Source organism: Mycobacterium kyorinense (assembly GCF_002101735.1).
Taxonomy (GTDB): Bacteria; Actinomycetota; Actinomycetes; order Mycobacteriales; family Mycobacteriaceae; genus Mycobacterium; species Mycobacterium kyorinense.
Window position 1 is genome coordinate 21,172 of the sequence record NZ_LQPE01000122.1, and the last position, 12,665, is coordinate 33,836.

General features: G+C 65.9%; 18 protein-coding genes. 9 read left to right on the forward strand and 9 right to left on the reverse strand.

The features are described 5' to 3' along the window. Positions 1 to 14 precede the first annotated feature (14 nt). The 6 genes from AWC14_RS28250 to AWC14_RS14755 form a co-directional block, all read right to left on the reverse strand. A complete protein-coding gene (locus AWC14_RS28250) occupies positions 15 to 170 on the reverse strand; it encodes a DUF6131 family protein (RefSeq protein ID WP_116373397.1) in 156 nt (51 codons plus the stop codon). Beyond that, a complete protein-coding gene (locus tag AWC14_RS14740) occupies positions 167 to 430 on the reverse strand; it encodes a hypothetical protein (RefSeq protein WP_045376125.1) in 264 nt (87 codons plus the stop codon). The genes AWC14_RS28250 and AWC14_RS14740 overlap by 4 nt, the downstream gene beginning before the upstream one ends. Before the next feature lie 130 nt (positions 431 to 560). Further along, complete coding sequence (locus AWC14_RS29005) at positions 561 to 707, reverse strand: hypothetical protein (protein WP_162835649.1); 147 nt, start codon at positions 705 to 707, stop codon at positions 561 to 563. A 42-nt stretch (positions 708 to 749) separates the two neighbouring features. Further along, positions 750 to 1,685 carry a class I SAM-dependent methyltransferase gene (locus AWC14_RS14745; protein WP_045376128.1) on the reverse strand — a complete coding sequence of 312 codons (936 nt, stop codon included), beginning with the start codon at positions 1,683 to 1,685 and terminating at the stop codon, positions 750 to 752. A gap of 5 nt (positions 1,686 to 1,690) precedes the next feature. Then, positions 1,691 to 2,119 carry an MmcQ/YjbR family DNA-binding protein gene (locus AWC14_RS14750; RefSeq protein ID WP_045376131.1) on the reverse strand — a complete coding sequence of 143 codons (429 nt, stop codon included), beginning with the start codon at positions 2,117 to 2,119 and terminating at the stop codon, positions 1,691 to 1,693. Beyond that, positions 2,116 to 2,499 carry a nuclear transport factor 2 family protein gene (locus AWC14_RS14755; protein ID WP_045376134.1) on the reverse strand — a complete coding sequence of 128 codons (384 nt, stop codon included), beginning with the start codon at positions 2,497 to 2,499 and terminating at the stop codon, positions 2,116 to 2,118. Before AWC14_RS14755 ends, AWC14_RS14750 begins: the two co-directional genes overlap by 4 nt. Positions 2,500 to 2,562: 63 nt before the next feature. Between AWC14_RS14755 and AWC14_RS14760 the strand changes: the two genes are divergently transcribed. Next, positions 2,563 to 3,552 carry a phosphotransferase family protein gene (locus AWC14_RS14760; RefSeq protein ID WP_045376206.1) on the forward strand — a complete coding sequence of 330 codons (990 nt, stop codon included), beginning with the start codon at positions 2,563 to 2,565 and terminating at the stop codon, positions 3,550 to 3,552. Beyond that, positions 3,549 to 4,724: an acyl-CoA dehydrogenase family protein gene (locus AWC14_RS14765; RefSeq protein WP_045376137.1), complete on the forward strand. Its 1,176-nt coding sequence runs from the start codon at positions 3,549 to 3,551 to the stop codon at positions 4,722 to 4,724. The genes AWC14_RS14760 and AWC14_RS14765 overlap by 4 nt, the downstream gene beginning before the upstream one ends. Positions 4,725 to 4,728: 4 nt before the next feature. On the opposite strand, the gene AWC14_RS14770 is transcribed toward AWC14_RS14765, so the two are convergent. Further along, complete coding sequence (locus AWC14_RS14770) at positions 4,729 to 5,094, reverse strand: STAS domain-containing protein (RefSeq protein WP_045376140.1); 366 nt, start codon at positions 5,092 to 5,094, stop codon at positions 4,729 to 4,731. A 173-nt stretch (positions 5,095 to 5,267) separates the two neighbouring features. Here AWC14_RS14770 and AWC14_RS14775 point away from each other — a divergent pair, with 173 nt between their 5' ends. The 7 genes from AWC14_RS14775 to AWC14_RS14805 are packed head-to-tail and all read left to right on the forward strand — an operon-like array spanning position 5,268 to position 11,506. Beyond that, complete coding sequence (locus AWC14_RS14775) at positions 5,268 to 6,170, forward strand: STAS domain-containing protein (protein ID WP_045376143.1); 903 nt, start codon at positions 5,268 to 5,270, stop codon at positions 6,168 to 6,170. A gap of 22 nt (positions 6,171 to 6,192) precedes the next feature. After that, on the forward strand, positions 6,193 to 6,579 hold the full coding sequence (locus tag AWC14_RS14780) for an STAS domain-containing protein (protein ID WP_045376146.1): 387 nt from the start codon (positions 6,193 to 6,195) through the stop codon (positions 6,577 to 6,579). Next, positions 6,569 to 6,991 (forward strand): anti-sigma regulatory factor, encoded by a 423-nt coding sequence (locus tag AWC14_RS14785; protein ID WP_045376149.1) that lies wholly within the window; start codon positions 6,569 to 6,571, stop codon positions 6,989 to 6,991. The genes AWC14_RS14780 and AWC14_RS14785 overlap by 11 nt, the downstream gene beginning before the upstream one ends. Next, positions 6,984 to 7,613: a SpoIIE family protein phosphatase gene (locus AWC14_RS14790; RefSeq protein ID WP_045376152.1), complete on the forward strand. Its 630-nt coding sequence runs from the start codon at positions 6,984 to 6,986 to the stop codon at positions 7,611 to 7,613. The genes AWC14_RS14785 and AWC14_RS14790 overlap by 8 nt, the downstream gene beginning before the upstream one ends. Further along, a complete protein-coding gene (locus tag AWC14_RS14795) occupies positions 7,610 to 9,820 on the forward strand; it encodes a SpoIIE family protein phosphatase (protein ID WP_045376155.1) in 2,211 nt (736 codons plus the stop codon). The genes AWC14_RS14790 and AWC14_RS14795 overlap by 4 nt, the downstream gene beginning before the upstream one ends. Before the next feature lies 1 nt (position 9,821). Next, positions 9,822 to 11,078, forward strand: a complete 1,257-nt coding sequence (locus tag AWC14_RS14800) for an amidohydrolase (protein WP_045376158.1) — start codon at positions 9,822 to 9,824, stop codon at positions 11,076 to 11,078. Continuing rightward, complete coding sequence (locus tag AWC14_RS14805; RefSeq protein WP_045376161.1) at positions 11,075 to 11,506, forward strand: SgcJ/EcaC family oxidoreductase; 432 nt, start codon at positions 11,075 to 11,077, stop codon at positions 11,504 to 11,506. Before AWC14_RS14800 ends, AWC14_RS14805 begins: the two co-directional genes overlap by 4 nt. Before the next feature lie 4 nt (positions 11,507 to 11,510). On the opposite strand, the gene AWC14_RS14810 is transcribed toward AWC14_RS14805, so the two are convergent. Both AWC14_RS14810 and AWC14_RS14815 read right to left on the reverse strand, forming a co-directional pair. Continuing rightward, positions 11,511 to 12,200, reverse strand: a complete 690-nt coding sequence (locus tag AWC14_RS14810; RefSeq protein WP_045376164.1) for a hypothetical protein — start codon at positions 12,198 to 12,200, stop codon at positions 11,511 to 11,513. Beyond that, positions 12,184 to 12,393: a hypothetical protein gene (locus AWC14_RS14815; protein WP_045376167.1), complete on the reverse strand. Its 210-nt coding sequence runs from the start codon at positions 12,391 to 12,393 to the stop codon at positions 12,184 to 12,186. The genes AWC14_RS14810 and AWC14_RS14815 overlap by 17 nt, the downstream gene beginning before the upstream one ends. Positions 12,394 to 12,665: the final 272 nt, after the last annotated feature.

Below are 12,665 nucleotides of genomic sequence, written 5' to 3' on the forward strand. Positions count from 1 at the left end.
GGTTCAAGTGCTGGTCAGTACCAGTATCGTCGGCCCGCGACCGGTCGGCCGACGCTGCCCATGATCCAGAACACCGCGCCGATCACCAGCAGGATGATGCCGAGCACCTCCAAAACCGGCACCGTCAAGAAATATCCGAGAACCAGCAGAATGATTCCGAGGACGATCATGATGTCTCCATTCCAACAACATGTTCGATGTTGATTGCCGGCATCGAACTGGGTTCCGGCAAATGACAACTGACTTTGGGGTTTACGCCCGCGTAGTTCAACGGGCCGGCGATCACAGTCAGTGCGATGTTGCCAACGGTGGCACACGTTTTTGCCTCGCCCTGGAAGTAGCCGCGCTGCCAGACCGCGATCGCGCCGATGATCAGCCAAATCAGCACAATGACGCTGATAATTCCGCCGTACCGCATAGTGACCTCCATTGGCCCGGGCACAAATTCTGGGCCAGTGTTTACCCAGATCGGAGATTTCCAAACACCAGCTGGTGGAGGACTTAACGGCTCGATCGCGCTTTTGGCAGCTCCTTGTGGCTCTACCGGAATGCCGTCGGTGTCATTCCTCCGGCGGCTCGGCCGGGGTCAATCGCTCGGGCGGTTCTTCGGGTGTCAGCCGCTCCGGCGGCTCCGCGGGTGTCAACCGCTCGGGCGGTTCTGGCGGCGTCCCGCGTTCGGGTGTCGGCTCGGGTGCGGCGGTACTCATCGGCCTGCCTTACCCGAATTCCGGTGCGGCGAAACGCCCGAGTTATTCCGGCCGCTGCGCGGAGATGAAAACCGTTGGCGGCATTACATCTTCAGCGGGCACATCGCGGCTGTAGCGAGCCAGCATCTGAGCCATGCCGGTTGCCGACACCTGCCAGCCATGCTCACGCAGCCACTCGGCGACGTCTGTTCGCTCCTCCGGGTACCAGAGGTCCTCGGTGTTCGGCAACTCGGTGTGCAGCAGCTCCGCCGCCGCCGCCTGTAAGCGCTGGGCCTGCTCGCGCTGGCGGGCCAACAGATCTGGGTTGAGGAAATTCGGGGCGGGTGCGTTGACCGCCAGCCAACTTCCCGCCGCGCTGTGGGCATCGATGCGCTCGAACAGCAGATCCTGTGCCCACGCCGGCAGGTAGCGGACCAGCCCCTCGGCCGACCATGCGGTGGGCCGAGACGGGTCAAAACCGGCTTGCTGCAAGGCCGTTGGCCAATCCTGGCGTAGATCTACCGGAACGTTCACCAAGGTTGACGTCGGGCGGGCGTCCTGTTGGCGCAATGTGGCCGACTTGAATTCGAGCACCTTTGCCTGTTCGAGCTCATACACGGTCGTGCCGTCCGGCCACGGCAGCCGCCAGGCGCGCGCGTCCAGACCAGCCGCCAATATCACGATCTGCCGAACGCCGGATCCCGCGGCGTCGAGAAAGAACTCGTCGAAGAACGCCGTCCGCACGGCCATGAAGTCGACCATCACCTGCATCCGGCTGCGCAGCTCGGGTTCACGCTCGATCAGTTGTGCCTGCAGCGCGGGATCGGTGAACAGGCTCCACATTCCGCGGCCCGCCGCGTCCACGAACGCCTGCGCGAACGGGTCGCGGATCAGCGGGTTGTCGCCGGCGGTTTCCGCGGCGCGCGCCGCCGCGACACCGAGCGCGGTCGATCCCACGCTCTCGGTGATGTCCCACGAGTCGTCGTCGGTCCTGGGCATCGCCGTTACCTCCCCTCTGACGATGTGCGATGAGCGGCCAGCCACTGGTCCGCCCGGCGCTTCGATGCCCGCGACAGCCACGCGTCCTGGATAAGTTCGGCCAGCTCGGTTCTGCTGACGTCGGCCAACCGGCTGGCCCGCACCAACACCGACGGATGGCCGTCGAAGTGGCCGGTGGTGAAAACCGGCGAATCCGGGTCCTGCACCAACGCCAACTTATCGCTCTCCGAGGGCACCCAGATCATGATCACATCGGAGAATCGCTCGCCGGTTTCAGGGTCGGCGGCGTCGGGCTGCGGGGTGCGGAAGAACACGAACGACTTGCCGCCGACCTGGTAGATCGGGTTGCCCTTCGGTCCTTCGATGCGCCGTGTGTGCGGCATCGCGGCGGCGATCTCATGCACGTCGCTGACTCGGGCCGGTCGATCGGTCACTGCTGCAGCAGTTCTGCCATCTTCGGCATGATCGCCTGCAGCGCCTTGAGCGGTCGCAACATGACTTTGAACGACACGATCTGACCGTCGTCGTTCCAGTGGATCATGTCGATTCCGTTGACATAGACACCGTCGACGGTCGCGGCGAACTCGAGGATGGCGGAGCGCTCCTTGTACCACTGCTCGACGTAATGAAAATCGTTGTCGCCGAACACTTTTGCCGCCGCCCGCAGGTAAGTCGCCGTCTTCTGCCGGCCTTCCTGCGGGGTGAAGACCGCCGGTGAGTAGAACACGGCGTCTTCGGCCAGCAGACTGTCCAGCTCGTCGACACGGCCGTTCTCGATGACCTGCAGCCAACGCTCAATCACTGGTGGCGTCATAGGCCGATCCTCGCAGACGGTAGCTTTTCCACCGTGGAGAACCTGGAAGCGGTCGCGGAATGGATGTCGCGGCAGGGCCTGGGCGAGGGCCCGCTGGAGGATGTGTCCGAGATCAGCGGCGGCACCCAGAACATCATGCTGCGGTTCACCCGCTCCGGCCGCTCATACGTGCTGCGGCGCGGACCACAACACCTGCGCCCGCGCAGCAACACGGTGATTTTGCGGGAGACCCGGGTGCTGGCGGCGCTGGCCGGCACCGACGTGCCACACCCGCGGCTGATCGCCACCTGCGATGACACCAGCTTGCTCGGCGACGCGGTGTTCTACCTGATGGAGCCGGTCGACGGGTTCAACGCGGGCGAGGAGCTGCCGGCGCTGCATGCCAGCGACGCCAGCGTGCGGTTCGGGATGGGGATCTCGATGGCCGACGCGCTGGCCAAGCTGGGCGCCGTCGACCACGTCGCGGTCGGGCTGGCCGACTTCGGCAAGCCGGACGGCTTCTTGGAACGCCAAGTGCCGCGGTGGCTTTCGGAGCTCGAGTCCTACAACGAGTACGAGAATTATCCGGGTCCCGACATTCCCGGCGTCGACGACGTCGCCAAGTGGCTCGAGGAGAACCGGCCGTCGCAGTGGAAGCCGGGCATCATGCACGGCGACTACCACGCCGCCAACGTGATGTTCTCCCGCACCGGACCGGACGTCGTCGCGATCGTCGACTGGGAGATGTCCACGATCGGCGACCCGCTGCTGGACCTGGGCTGGATGCTGGCCACCTGGCGGCAGTCCGACGGATCGAGCGTGTTCGGCCACACGCTTACCGAGATGGGCGGGCTGGCCGCCCCCGAGGACCTGGTGGAGCGCTACGCGGCCAACACCACCCGCGACCTGTCGCACATCACCTGGTACACCGTGCTGGCCTGCTTCAAGCTCGGCATCGTCATCGAGGGCACGCTGGCGCGGGCGTGCGCGGGCAAGGCGCCCAAGGAGGTCGGCGACCACCTGCACGCCGCCACCGTCAAGCTGTTCGAGCAAGCGCTGGAGCTCATGAGTTGATTGACTTCGACATCCCGGCCGAGCTGGCGGCGCTGCGGGACGAGATCCTGGCGTTCGTCGTCGAGCAGGTTGTGCCCTACGAGACCGATCCGCGCCTGACCCGGCACGGCCCCGACGACGAGCTGCGCGCCGAGCTGGTGGAGCTGGCCCGCACCGCGGGACTGCTGACGTTCCAGGCACCCAAGCGGTTCGGCGGCCGCGAGCCGTCACACCGCGAGCAGGCAGTGCTGTTCGAGGCGGCCGGCTGGTCGACGCTGGGACCGGTGGCGCTCAACTGCGCCGCACCCGACGAAGCCAACATGTACCTGCTCGGCAAGGTGGCCAACCAGCAGCAGGTCGACGAGTTTCTGCTGCCGGTGATCGACGGCAGGCAGCGGTCGGTGTTCGCGATGACCGAACCCGACGGCGCCGGCGCGGATCCCAACCAGCTGGCCACCACCGCGGAGTTCGACGGCGGCCACTACGTCGTCAACGGCCGCAAGTGGCTGATCACCGGGGCGCACGGCGCGCGGACGTGGATCATCATGGCCCGGGTCGCGCCGAACCCGCACGGCCCGGACGGGCCGACGCTGTTTTTGTGCGACGGCCGAACACCCGGCATCGAACTCGAGCGGGTGATGTCGACGATGGACCGCAACTACGTCGAAGGCCACGGCGTGGTGCGCTTCACCGACCTGCGGCTGCCGGCGTCGTCGGTGCTGGGCGAGGTGGGCCACGCGCTGCGCTACGCCCAGCTCCGGCTGGCGCCGGCCCGCTTGACGCACTGCATGCGCTGGCTGGGCGCCGCCTCGCGGGCGCAGTCGATCGCGGTGGCCCACGCCCGGACTCGCACCGCGTTCGGCAAACCCATCGGCGAACACCAGGGCGTGAGCTTCATGATCGCCGACAACGAGATCGCCCTGCAGCAATGCCGGCTGGCGATCTGGTGGGCGTGCTGGGCACTGGACAACGGTGCGAAAGGCCGGCACGAAAGCTCGATGGTCAAGGCCTACGTGTCCGAGGAGTTGTTCAAAGTCGCCGACCGCTGTGTGCAGATCCTCGGCGGCATCGGCATCTCCGACGAGACACCGGTCGGCATGATCTTCTCCGACATGCGCGCCTTCCGCCTCTACGACGGACCCACCGAAGTGCACAAGTACGCCATCGCCCGGCAGGTGCTGCGCTCGCCTTAGCCGCCTAATCCTCGGCGCTCGTCTGCAGCGCCGTGAGCGCGTCGTCCAGCGTCGGGTACAGCGCCACGGTCTTGTCCAGGCCTAGCAACTCGATCGGCCGCCGTGTCACCGGACTGTTCGCGACGACGGCGAGTTGACCTGATTTGCCGAGCTTTTCGCGTGCGGCCGCCAAGATGCGCACACCCGCGGACGCCAAGAACTCCATACCGGACAACTCGACGACGAGGATCGCAGGCTCTTCGGCAAGCGCTTCGTCGATCGCCGTCTCGAACGCCGGCGCGGTGCTCAAATCAACTTCGCCGCCGACACTGAGCACCACGACGCCGTCGAGGTGCTCGACTGAGGTGCTGATCGGATCCGGAGCTGACAACCGCCATCCTTCGTCCGGCGCTGAGCTGCAAGACGAGCTGTGGTGCCGACCCTAACCCGCTGTCGCAGACTCCAGAAATAATACTTCAACCATTGCCGCGAGGCGGTCGGTTACGCTGGGCAAAGCATGTGCGGGCCACCGCCGGGGGGTGCAGGCAGGAGCCGGGAGGTTCGATGTCAGATCCGTCGACGGGCTTAGCGAGCACCACCGCTGTCAGCCAGCCGGTGGGCGTCTCCACCGAGGGTTTGCTGCCGCAACTGGTGCAGCACCTGCGGCAGAACCGCACCGCCCTGCGCGAGGAGTGGGCCCAGCGGATCACCGAAGCGCAGTTGCTCACCGCGATGACGCCGGAGGAGATCTTCTCGGAAGCCACCGCCGTCTACGACAACTACGTCGAGGTGCTCGAGACCGGAAGCGTCGAAGCGCTGCAGGCCTACGCGCGCGACCTTTCCGAACGCATCATCCCGCGGGGCGTGGAGACCGACGAGGTGGTGGGCATCGTGCTGCTGCTGCGCGACGTGCTCGCCCGCTCGCTGTTCGAGAAGTACCAGTCCGACTTCGAGATGCTCAACCGGGTGCTCGACGCCTACGAGCCGGCCGCCAACCGCATTGCCAACACGGTGGCGGTCAGCTTCGTCCAAGAGCGTGAGCGCATCATCCGCCAGCAGCAGGAGGCCATCCGCGAGCTGTCCACCCCGGTGCTGCAGGTCCGCGAGCAACTGCTGATCCTGCCGATCATCGGCATCCTCGACAGCCAGCGCGCCCGGCAGGTCACCGAGCAACTGCTGCGCGCCATCCGGGCCAACCGGGCCAAGGTGGTGGTCATCGACATCACCGGTGTCCCCACCATCGACTCGACCGTCGCCAACCACCTGGTGCAGACCGTCGACGCGTCGGGGCTGATGGGCGCCAGCGTGATCATCACCGGCCTGTCGTCGGAGATCGCGCTGACCCTGGTGACGATCGGACTGGATCTTTCGAAGATGAACGCGGTCGGCGACCTACAGGGCGGCATCGAAGAGGCCGAGCGGCTGCTGGGTTACGAAGTCACCCGCACCGGCGAGCAGAGCGGGTGAGCACCTCCACTACGAGCGCCCCATGCCAGTACCCATCCTGAAGCAGGGCGCGATTCTCATCGCGACCGTGCAAGCCGCGCTCACCGACTCCGACACCGAGCGGCTCCGCCAGGACCTGATGGAACGGGTCAGCCGGTTCCGCGCGCAGGGCATCATCGTCGACGTCACCGCCATCGACGTGATGGATTCGTTCGCCGCCCGGTCGCTGCGCACGATCGCGCACATGACCCGGCTGCGCGGCGCGGACACCGTGATCGTCGGCCTACAGCCCGAGGTTGCATTCGCGATGGTCCAACTGGGGCTGGTGTTCGACGACATGTATACGGCACTCGACCTCGAGGAGGGCCTCGCGCTGCTGAATCGGCAACTGGCGCTGCGAAAGTCGATCGGACGTGACAGTGGCGGATGACGTCGGTGTCGACCTGCGAGTCGACATCGTCACCTCAGACGACATCGTTGCCGCGCGGCAGGCAGGGCATCACTTGGCCCGGGAACTGGGTTTCTCGCTGACCGACGTGACCATGATCGCAACCGCCATCTCCGAGATCGCCCGCAACATCACCAGCTACGCCGGGCGCGGCGAGGTCCGAATTGCCGTGCAAGACCGGGAGGGTCGCAAGGCGCTGGTGGTGCGCGCCGAAGACGACGGGCCCGGCATCGCCGACGTGGAAAGAGCTCTGGAGGACGGGTTTTCGACGGGCCGCGGGCTGGGTATGGGTCTACCCGGCGCTCGCCGCCTGATGGACCGGCTGATCGTGGAGTCCACACCGGGCCGCGGGACGATAGTCGAGATGTGGAAATGGATCCCGCCCAATGAGTGAGAACGGCCGGCTGGGGCCGCTGGAATGGGCGACCGCGTCACGCCCGCGACCGGGCGAGCAGGTGTGCGGCGACCGCGCGATCGCGGTCGCGGTGGACGACGCCGGGGCGCTGATCGGGGTGCTGGACGGGCTCGGCCATGGCGAGGAAGCCGCCGCGGCGGCGCTGTGCGGCGTGGAGGTGCTGCAGGAAGCCCGCGGCGAGCCGCTCGACGTGCTGGTCCAGCACTGCCACCGTGCGCTGTCGGGCACCAGGGGTGCCGCGATGACGTTGGCGCGCATCGACTTCGGCGCGGCGGACACGCTGCGGTGGATCGGAATCGGCAACGTCAGCGCCAACATCGTCGCCAAACACCCCGGCGGCGTCGAAGTGCGGTCGTCAGCGCGCCTGGCCGGCGGCATTGTCGGATACCGGCTACCCGAAGGGATAGCGGCGCAGGAAGTGCCGATCCGTCCCGGGGACCTGCTCGTCATCGCCAGCGACGGAATCGCCGAAGACCACCTCGACGACATCGACTTCGCCGCCCACAGCATCGTGATCGCCGAGCAGATCCTGAGCCGGTACAGCAAGCAGACCGATGACGCGCTGGTGCTCGCCGCACGTCATCGAGGCACCGCGGGATGAGCCGCGCCGACGAGTTTCACGTCCGGTACGCCGCCGCGCTGCGCACCTATGTGCAGGCGCGCAGCGAAGCCAACCTCGCGGTGGGCCACGAACTCGGGCGGCGCGCCCTGCAAGAACAGGTCAGCATGCTCGACATCGTCGAGAAGCACGTTCTGCTGACGGGCGAGCTCGCGACCGAGCCCGGTTTCGACCGATCGGCGGCGCTGGAATTCCTGCTGCAGACGCTTGTGCCACTTGACGTGGCGACACGCGGATTTCTGGACGGCACAAGGCGTTACGAGGAGCAGCGGGCCCGCGCGGACGACCTCGCCGATCGCGACGAGTTCCGCAGCGCGCTCGTCAATTCGCTGCAGGAGGGGTTCTTCGTCGCCGACGACAGCGGCGCGGTCATCGAGGCCAACGAGGCTTTCGCCAAGATCACCGGCTACCCGGCCGACGGCGTGCCCTACCCGTGGCCGCACCCGTGGCTGGTCGACAAGAAAACCGCGGCAACCCAACAATCCCGGCTCACCTCGGAGAACCAGGTCCAATACGAGACGCCGATTCGCAACCGCGAAGGCCAACTCGTGTGGGTGGCGGTGAACATCAGCACTGTCACCGCCCACGGCACCGAAGGTGTGGCCTACGTGGGCACGATTCGAGACATCACCGCCGAAAGAGCTTTTGCGGCACGGGAAAACGCTGTGCTACGCCTGGCGACCGCCGTGGGCGTGGCCAAAAGCGTGGCAGAGGTGCTCACAATCACGCTCGACGAGTGCCGAACGGCGATCGGCGTGTCGCGAGTGGTGGCCGCCTTGTGGACCACCAACGGCGCCGACCCGGTGGTGCTGGTGGCGGGCGAACCCGTCACCGCAACCTGGCGCGAGCTGGATCCCCTGCTGCGGCAGACCTTTCAGGATGTGCGGCGCCAGTTACCACTCACCGTGCAGACGGTGGAATGGGCGGACACTCCAGGACAGTCCCGCGGAATCGTGGCGGTGGTGTCCGGAACTGCCGATGTCGCGTTGTGGCTGGAGTTGGGCACACCCCGGCGGATCAGCGCCGAAGATCGGCTGTTGGTCACCGTGCTGGTCGGTCACCTGAGCCTGGCCATACAGCATGTCCGCCAGTTCGAGAACGCCCGCGAGACCTCGCTGACGTTGCAGCGCGCCATGCTGCCCTCCACCGATCCGCCGGCGGGCTTCGCGGTCCGCTACGAACCCGCCGTGCCGCCGTTGGAGATCGGCGGCGACTGGTACGAGGTGCTGCCGGTCGGTGAACATCAGACAGGCATCATCGTCGGCGACTGCGTCGGGCGCGGCCTGGCCGCCGCGGCGGTGATGGGTCAGCTGCGGAGCTCAGCGCGTGCGCTGTTGCTGACCGGCGCCGAGCCCGAGATGCTGCTCGAACAACTCGACGTCGCGGCCGAATTCATCCCGGATGCGTTCTGCACCACGGTGTTTGTGGCGATTCTCGACACCGGATCCGGCGAGCTGCGCTACAGCAGCGCCGGACATCTGCCGGCCGTACTGGTGGCACCGCAGTGTGAGCCGACGCTGCTCTCCGATGCCCAGTCAGTGCCAATTGCGGTGCACGGCAGAGGTCCTCGCCGACAGGCGTCCGTCACGGTAGCGCCGGGGTCCACGTTGATGCTCTACACCGATGGCCTTGTCGAGCGGCGCGACTCATCGATCGACGACGGGATCGCGCGCGTCGCGAGGGTGGTGGCCGACGGGATGACGCTGTCGGCCGACGCCGTCGCGGACGCCGCGCTGGAGAAGATGGCTCCGCCCGACGGATACGACGACGACGTCGCGATCGTGGTCTACCGCAGGCCCTATCGACCGCTGAGCATCGAAACCAAGGCTGACGCAGTCGAATTGGCTGATATCCGGCATCGGCTCATCGCGTGGGCGCGCGAAGCCGCCGTCCCGGACGATCTGGTGGCCGACGTGGTGCTGGCGGTCAACGAGGCCTGCGCCAACAGCATCGAGCACGCGTACCGGGGGCAGGACCCGGGCACGGTTCGCGTCGACGCCCACTGCGACGGCGCGCAGGTGCAGGTGCGGGTTGTCGACAGCGGTTCGTGGAAGACTGCGCCCGCCGATCCGGGTAACCGTGGTCGGGGACTGCTGCTGATCCGGGCGGTCACCACCTGGCTCGAGATGGATTGCACATCATCGGGGACCACGGTCGACATGACGTTTCGCGTGCGTAGGGAGGCCTAGAATGCCGCAACAGCTCATCGACACGCTCGTCGATGCCGACACGACGCGCCTCGTCGAAGTATTCAAGGACATTCACCGCCACCCCGAACTGGGTTTCGCCGAGACCCGCACCGCGGGAATCGTGGCAAAGGCGCTGACAGAGTTGGGTTTCGCGGTGACGACCGGGATCGGCGGCACCGGCGTCGCGGCCATCCTGCGCAACGGGTCCGGGCCGACCGTCATGTACCGCGCCGACATGGACGCCCTTCCGGTCGAGGAAGCCACCGGACTGGACTACGCCAGCACGGTGCGAGTGAGGCGCGACGGCACCGAGTCACCCGTCGCGCACGTGTGCGGCCACGACGCGCACGTCGCCTGGATGCTGGGGATGGCCCGGGTGTTGACGGCGACGACCGATGCATGGTCGGGCACCGCGGCGTTGATCGGCCAGCCGGCCGAGGAACTGATCGGCGGCGCGCAGGCCATGGTCGACGACCGGCTCTACGACGTGGTGCCCAAACCGGATTGCCTCGTCGGCATGCACACCGCCCCGGTTCCGGTCGGCATGCTTGCCGCCTCAGGTGGCGCAAGGATGGCCGGCACCGACCAGGTCGACATCGAGTTCAAGGGCGTCGGCGGTCACGGCTCGATGCCGCAGCTGGCCAAGGATCCGGTGCTGATGGCCGCCTTGGCCGTGGTGGAGTTCCAGACCATCGTCAGCCGGATGATCCCGCCACAGGAGACCGCGGTGCTGACGGTCGGTTCGGTGCAGGCAGGCTCGTCGCACAACGTCATCCCCGATCACGCACTGCTGCAGGCCAACCTGCGGTGGTTCAACCCGCAGGTCCGCGAGCAGCTGCTGGCCGGTGTGAAGGCTGTCAGCGAAGGGATTGCCCGCAGCTACGGGATGCCCGACGACCAGCTGCCGACGATCACCGTGAAGAGCGGCTCCCCGCCGCTGGTCAACGACGACGCGCTTGCCCAGCGGGTGGCGACCACGCTGGGCGGCGCGATCGGATCCGAGAAGGTGCTGACCAACGTGCCGCCGGTGACCGCCTCCGAGGACTGCCACCTGCTCAAGGGACCGCACGCCGACGTGCCGCTGTGCTACCTGTTCCTCGGAGTGGCCGATCCGCAGGTGTACGCCAACGCGTTGGCGGCCGGCAAGCTGTTCCCATACTCGCCGCACAGCCCCGACTACCTCGTCGACTTGGCCGCGATCCCGTTCGGGGCGAAAATCGCCAGCCACGTGATGCTGGACTTGCTGAGCACCCAATGACAACTCCGACGGAAACGATCCAGGAGTTCATGGACGTCTTCGCGTCGGCCTGGGCGAACAGGGATGCGGCTCGGGTTGCGTCCTTCTTCAGCGAAGACGCCGTCTACCACAACATCCCGATGGATCCCGTCCAAGGGCGGGACGCAATTACGGCGACGGTGGCGGGCTTCATGACGATGGGTGGACATGTGACAGTCGATATCCGACACATCGTCGCCGCGGGCGCGGTCGTGATGGTCGAACGGGTCGATCACTTTGTCGGCACCGAGCGAACGATTGACTTACCAGTAGTCGGCGTCTTCGAGGTGCACGACGGCAAGATCACCGCATGGCGTGACTACTTCGACTCCGGCAAACTCGCCGATCAATTCGCCGCGCCACAAATTGAGCCAAGTGCCGACAAACAAGTGCGGAATCCGTGGCTGTGACCATTTACTCGCGAGGTCTTGTGATCGTGTAGCCGAGCCGCTCCAATTCCGAAACAGCGGTGTCGGGGTATCGGCGAACCGCGGCCTTGAGTTGCATGTCTCGGAATCGGGCTCGGCTCGCCTCGATCGCCGATTCCCAACCGCGACGTGGCTTGGCAAGCTTTTCCCGAATCAAAAACTCAATCAAATCTTCCAGCGTCGGACGAAATCTCCTGTCACCCACTGGCAGATGCAGCCGTTCTAGGAGGCGTTCCCTCCCGTCAAGTCGCCGGCCGGCATCACGCCAAGCATCCGACGATGCGCAGATTTGAAGATGTGCCTCGGGATAATCCTCCTTGCCGCGCTCGTAGTCGTAATGCAGCAAGATGTTTGACTCGTCGGCGACATCAGCCGCAGTTGCCAGGATCATCACCGAACTGGCAACTGTCAGATGTGTCCGTTTGTCATCTGGGACTAACCGGATGGACAAACCCAAGTAGAACCGCGCCCCGCGACCGCCAGTAGTAACTGGTATGCCCTCGGTAACGTCCTGATTGTCTTTGGTGATCCTGTAACCGATCACCGTCCGCTGCGGCGATGTCGACGTAACAATCGACTTAAGCGAGATCCCGTCGCAAATAGTGTGATTAAGAAGCTCGTCGAGTTCGCGTTTGAACCGCTGGGACTCTTTTGCGAGGTCAAACGTCCGAGCCAAGGTCAACCCGATACAGGTCGCCGATGGCTACCCATGCCAGCCTGGCGCGCATCGACTCGAAGTGACCGGTCTTTGCCTGCTCGGCCAGCTCGTCGAAGGTGCAGCCAGCGCGAGCCAACGCATGGTCGATCGCCGCCCGCAGGTCGTTCGGTGTCGCGACTTCGACTTCATTCCTGCTCAGCGCCCTGGTCATTGCCGTGCCTCCCTCTCGTGACCCCAATGTAACTAGTCAACCGGCAGGGTGTGACAAGTCCTGCCCAGCGCCAAAGGGTGAGCAGACCGCTTGCAGGTGTTTTAGCTGCTTAATAGCCATGTTTTGCTCGACTGCCAGTGTGCACCCGGGCTGTGCATTTCGTCGTGTCGCGGGCCGTTGAGACGGTTACCTAGTTACTTCGGCCTGAAAAAGTCGGCGCGTTGATCTGCGATGTGAGGGTGCTGAACAGGGAAGATGGCCTCAAGCCCTTG

Excerpts from the sequence above, each read along its gene's own strand:
- AWC14_RS29005 (WP_162835649.1), bottom strand. The coding sequence starts at position 707 with ATGAGTACCGCCGCACCCGAGCCGACACCCGAACGCGGGACGCCGCCA.
- AWC14_RS14795 (WP_045376155.1), top strand. The coding sequence starts at position 7,610 with ATGAGCCGCGCCGACGAGTTTCACGTCCGGTACGCCGCCGCGCTGCGC.
- AWC14_RS14740 (WP_045376125.1), bottom strand. The coding sequence starts at position 430 with ATGGAGGTCACTATGCGGTACGGCGGAATTATCAGCGTCATTGTGCTG.
- AWC14_RS14815 (WP_045376167.1), bottom strand. The coding sequence starts at position 12,393 with ATGACCAGGGCGCTGAGCAGGAATGAAGTCGAAGTCGCGACACCGAAC.
- AWC14_RS28250 (WP_116373397.1), bottom strand. The coding sequence starts at position 170 with ATGATCGTCCTCGGAATCATTCTGCTGGTTCTCGGATATTTCTTGACG.
- AWC14_RS14745 (WP_045376128.1), bottom strand. The coding sequence starts at position 1,685 with ATGCCCAGGACCGACGACGACTCGTGGGACATCACCGAGAGCGTGGGA.
- AWC14_RS14755 (WP_045376134.1), bottom strand. The coding sequence starts at position 2,499 with ATGACGCCACCAGTGATTGAGCGTTGGCTGCAGGTCATCGAGAACGGC.
- AWC14_RS14805 (WP_045376161.1), top strand. The coding sequence starts at position 11,075 with ATGACAACTCCGACGGAAACGATCCAGGAGTTCATGGACGTCTTCGCG.
- AWC14_RS14760 (WP_045376206.1), top strand. The coding sequence starts at position 2,563 with ATGTCGCGGCAGGGCCTGGGCGAGGGCCCGCTGGAGGATGTGTCCGAG.
- AWC14_RS14775 (WP_045376143.1), top strand. The coding sequence starts at position 5,268 with ATGTCAGATCCGTCGACGGGCTTAGCGAGCACCACCGCTGTCAGCCAG.
- AWC14_RS14800 (WP_045376158.1), top strand. The coding sequence starts at position 9,822 with ATGCCGCAACAGCTCATCGACACGCTCGTCGATGCCGACACGACGCGC.
- AWC14_RS14780 (WP_045376146.1), top strand. The coding sequence starts at position 6,193 with ATGCCAGTACCCATCCTGAAGCAGGGCGCGATTCTCATCGCGACCGTG.
- AWC14_RS14790 (WP_045376152.1), top strand. The coding sequence starts at position 6,984 with ATGAGTGAGAACGGCCGGCTGGGGCCGCTGGAATGGGCGACCGCGTCA.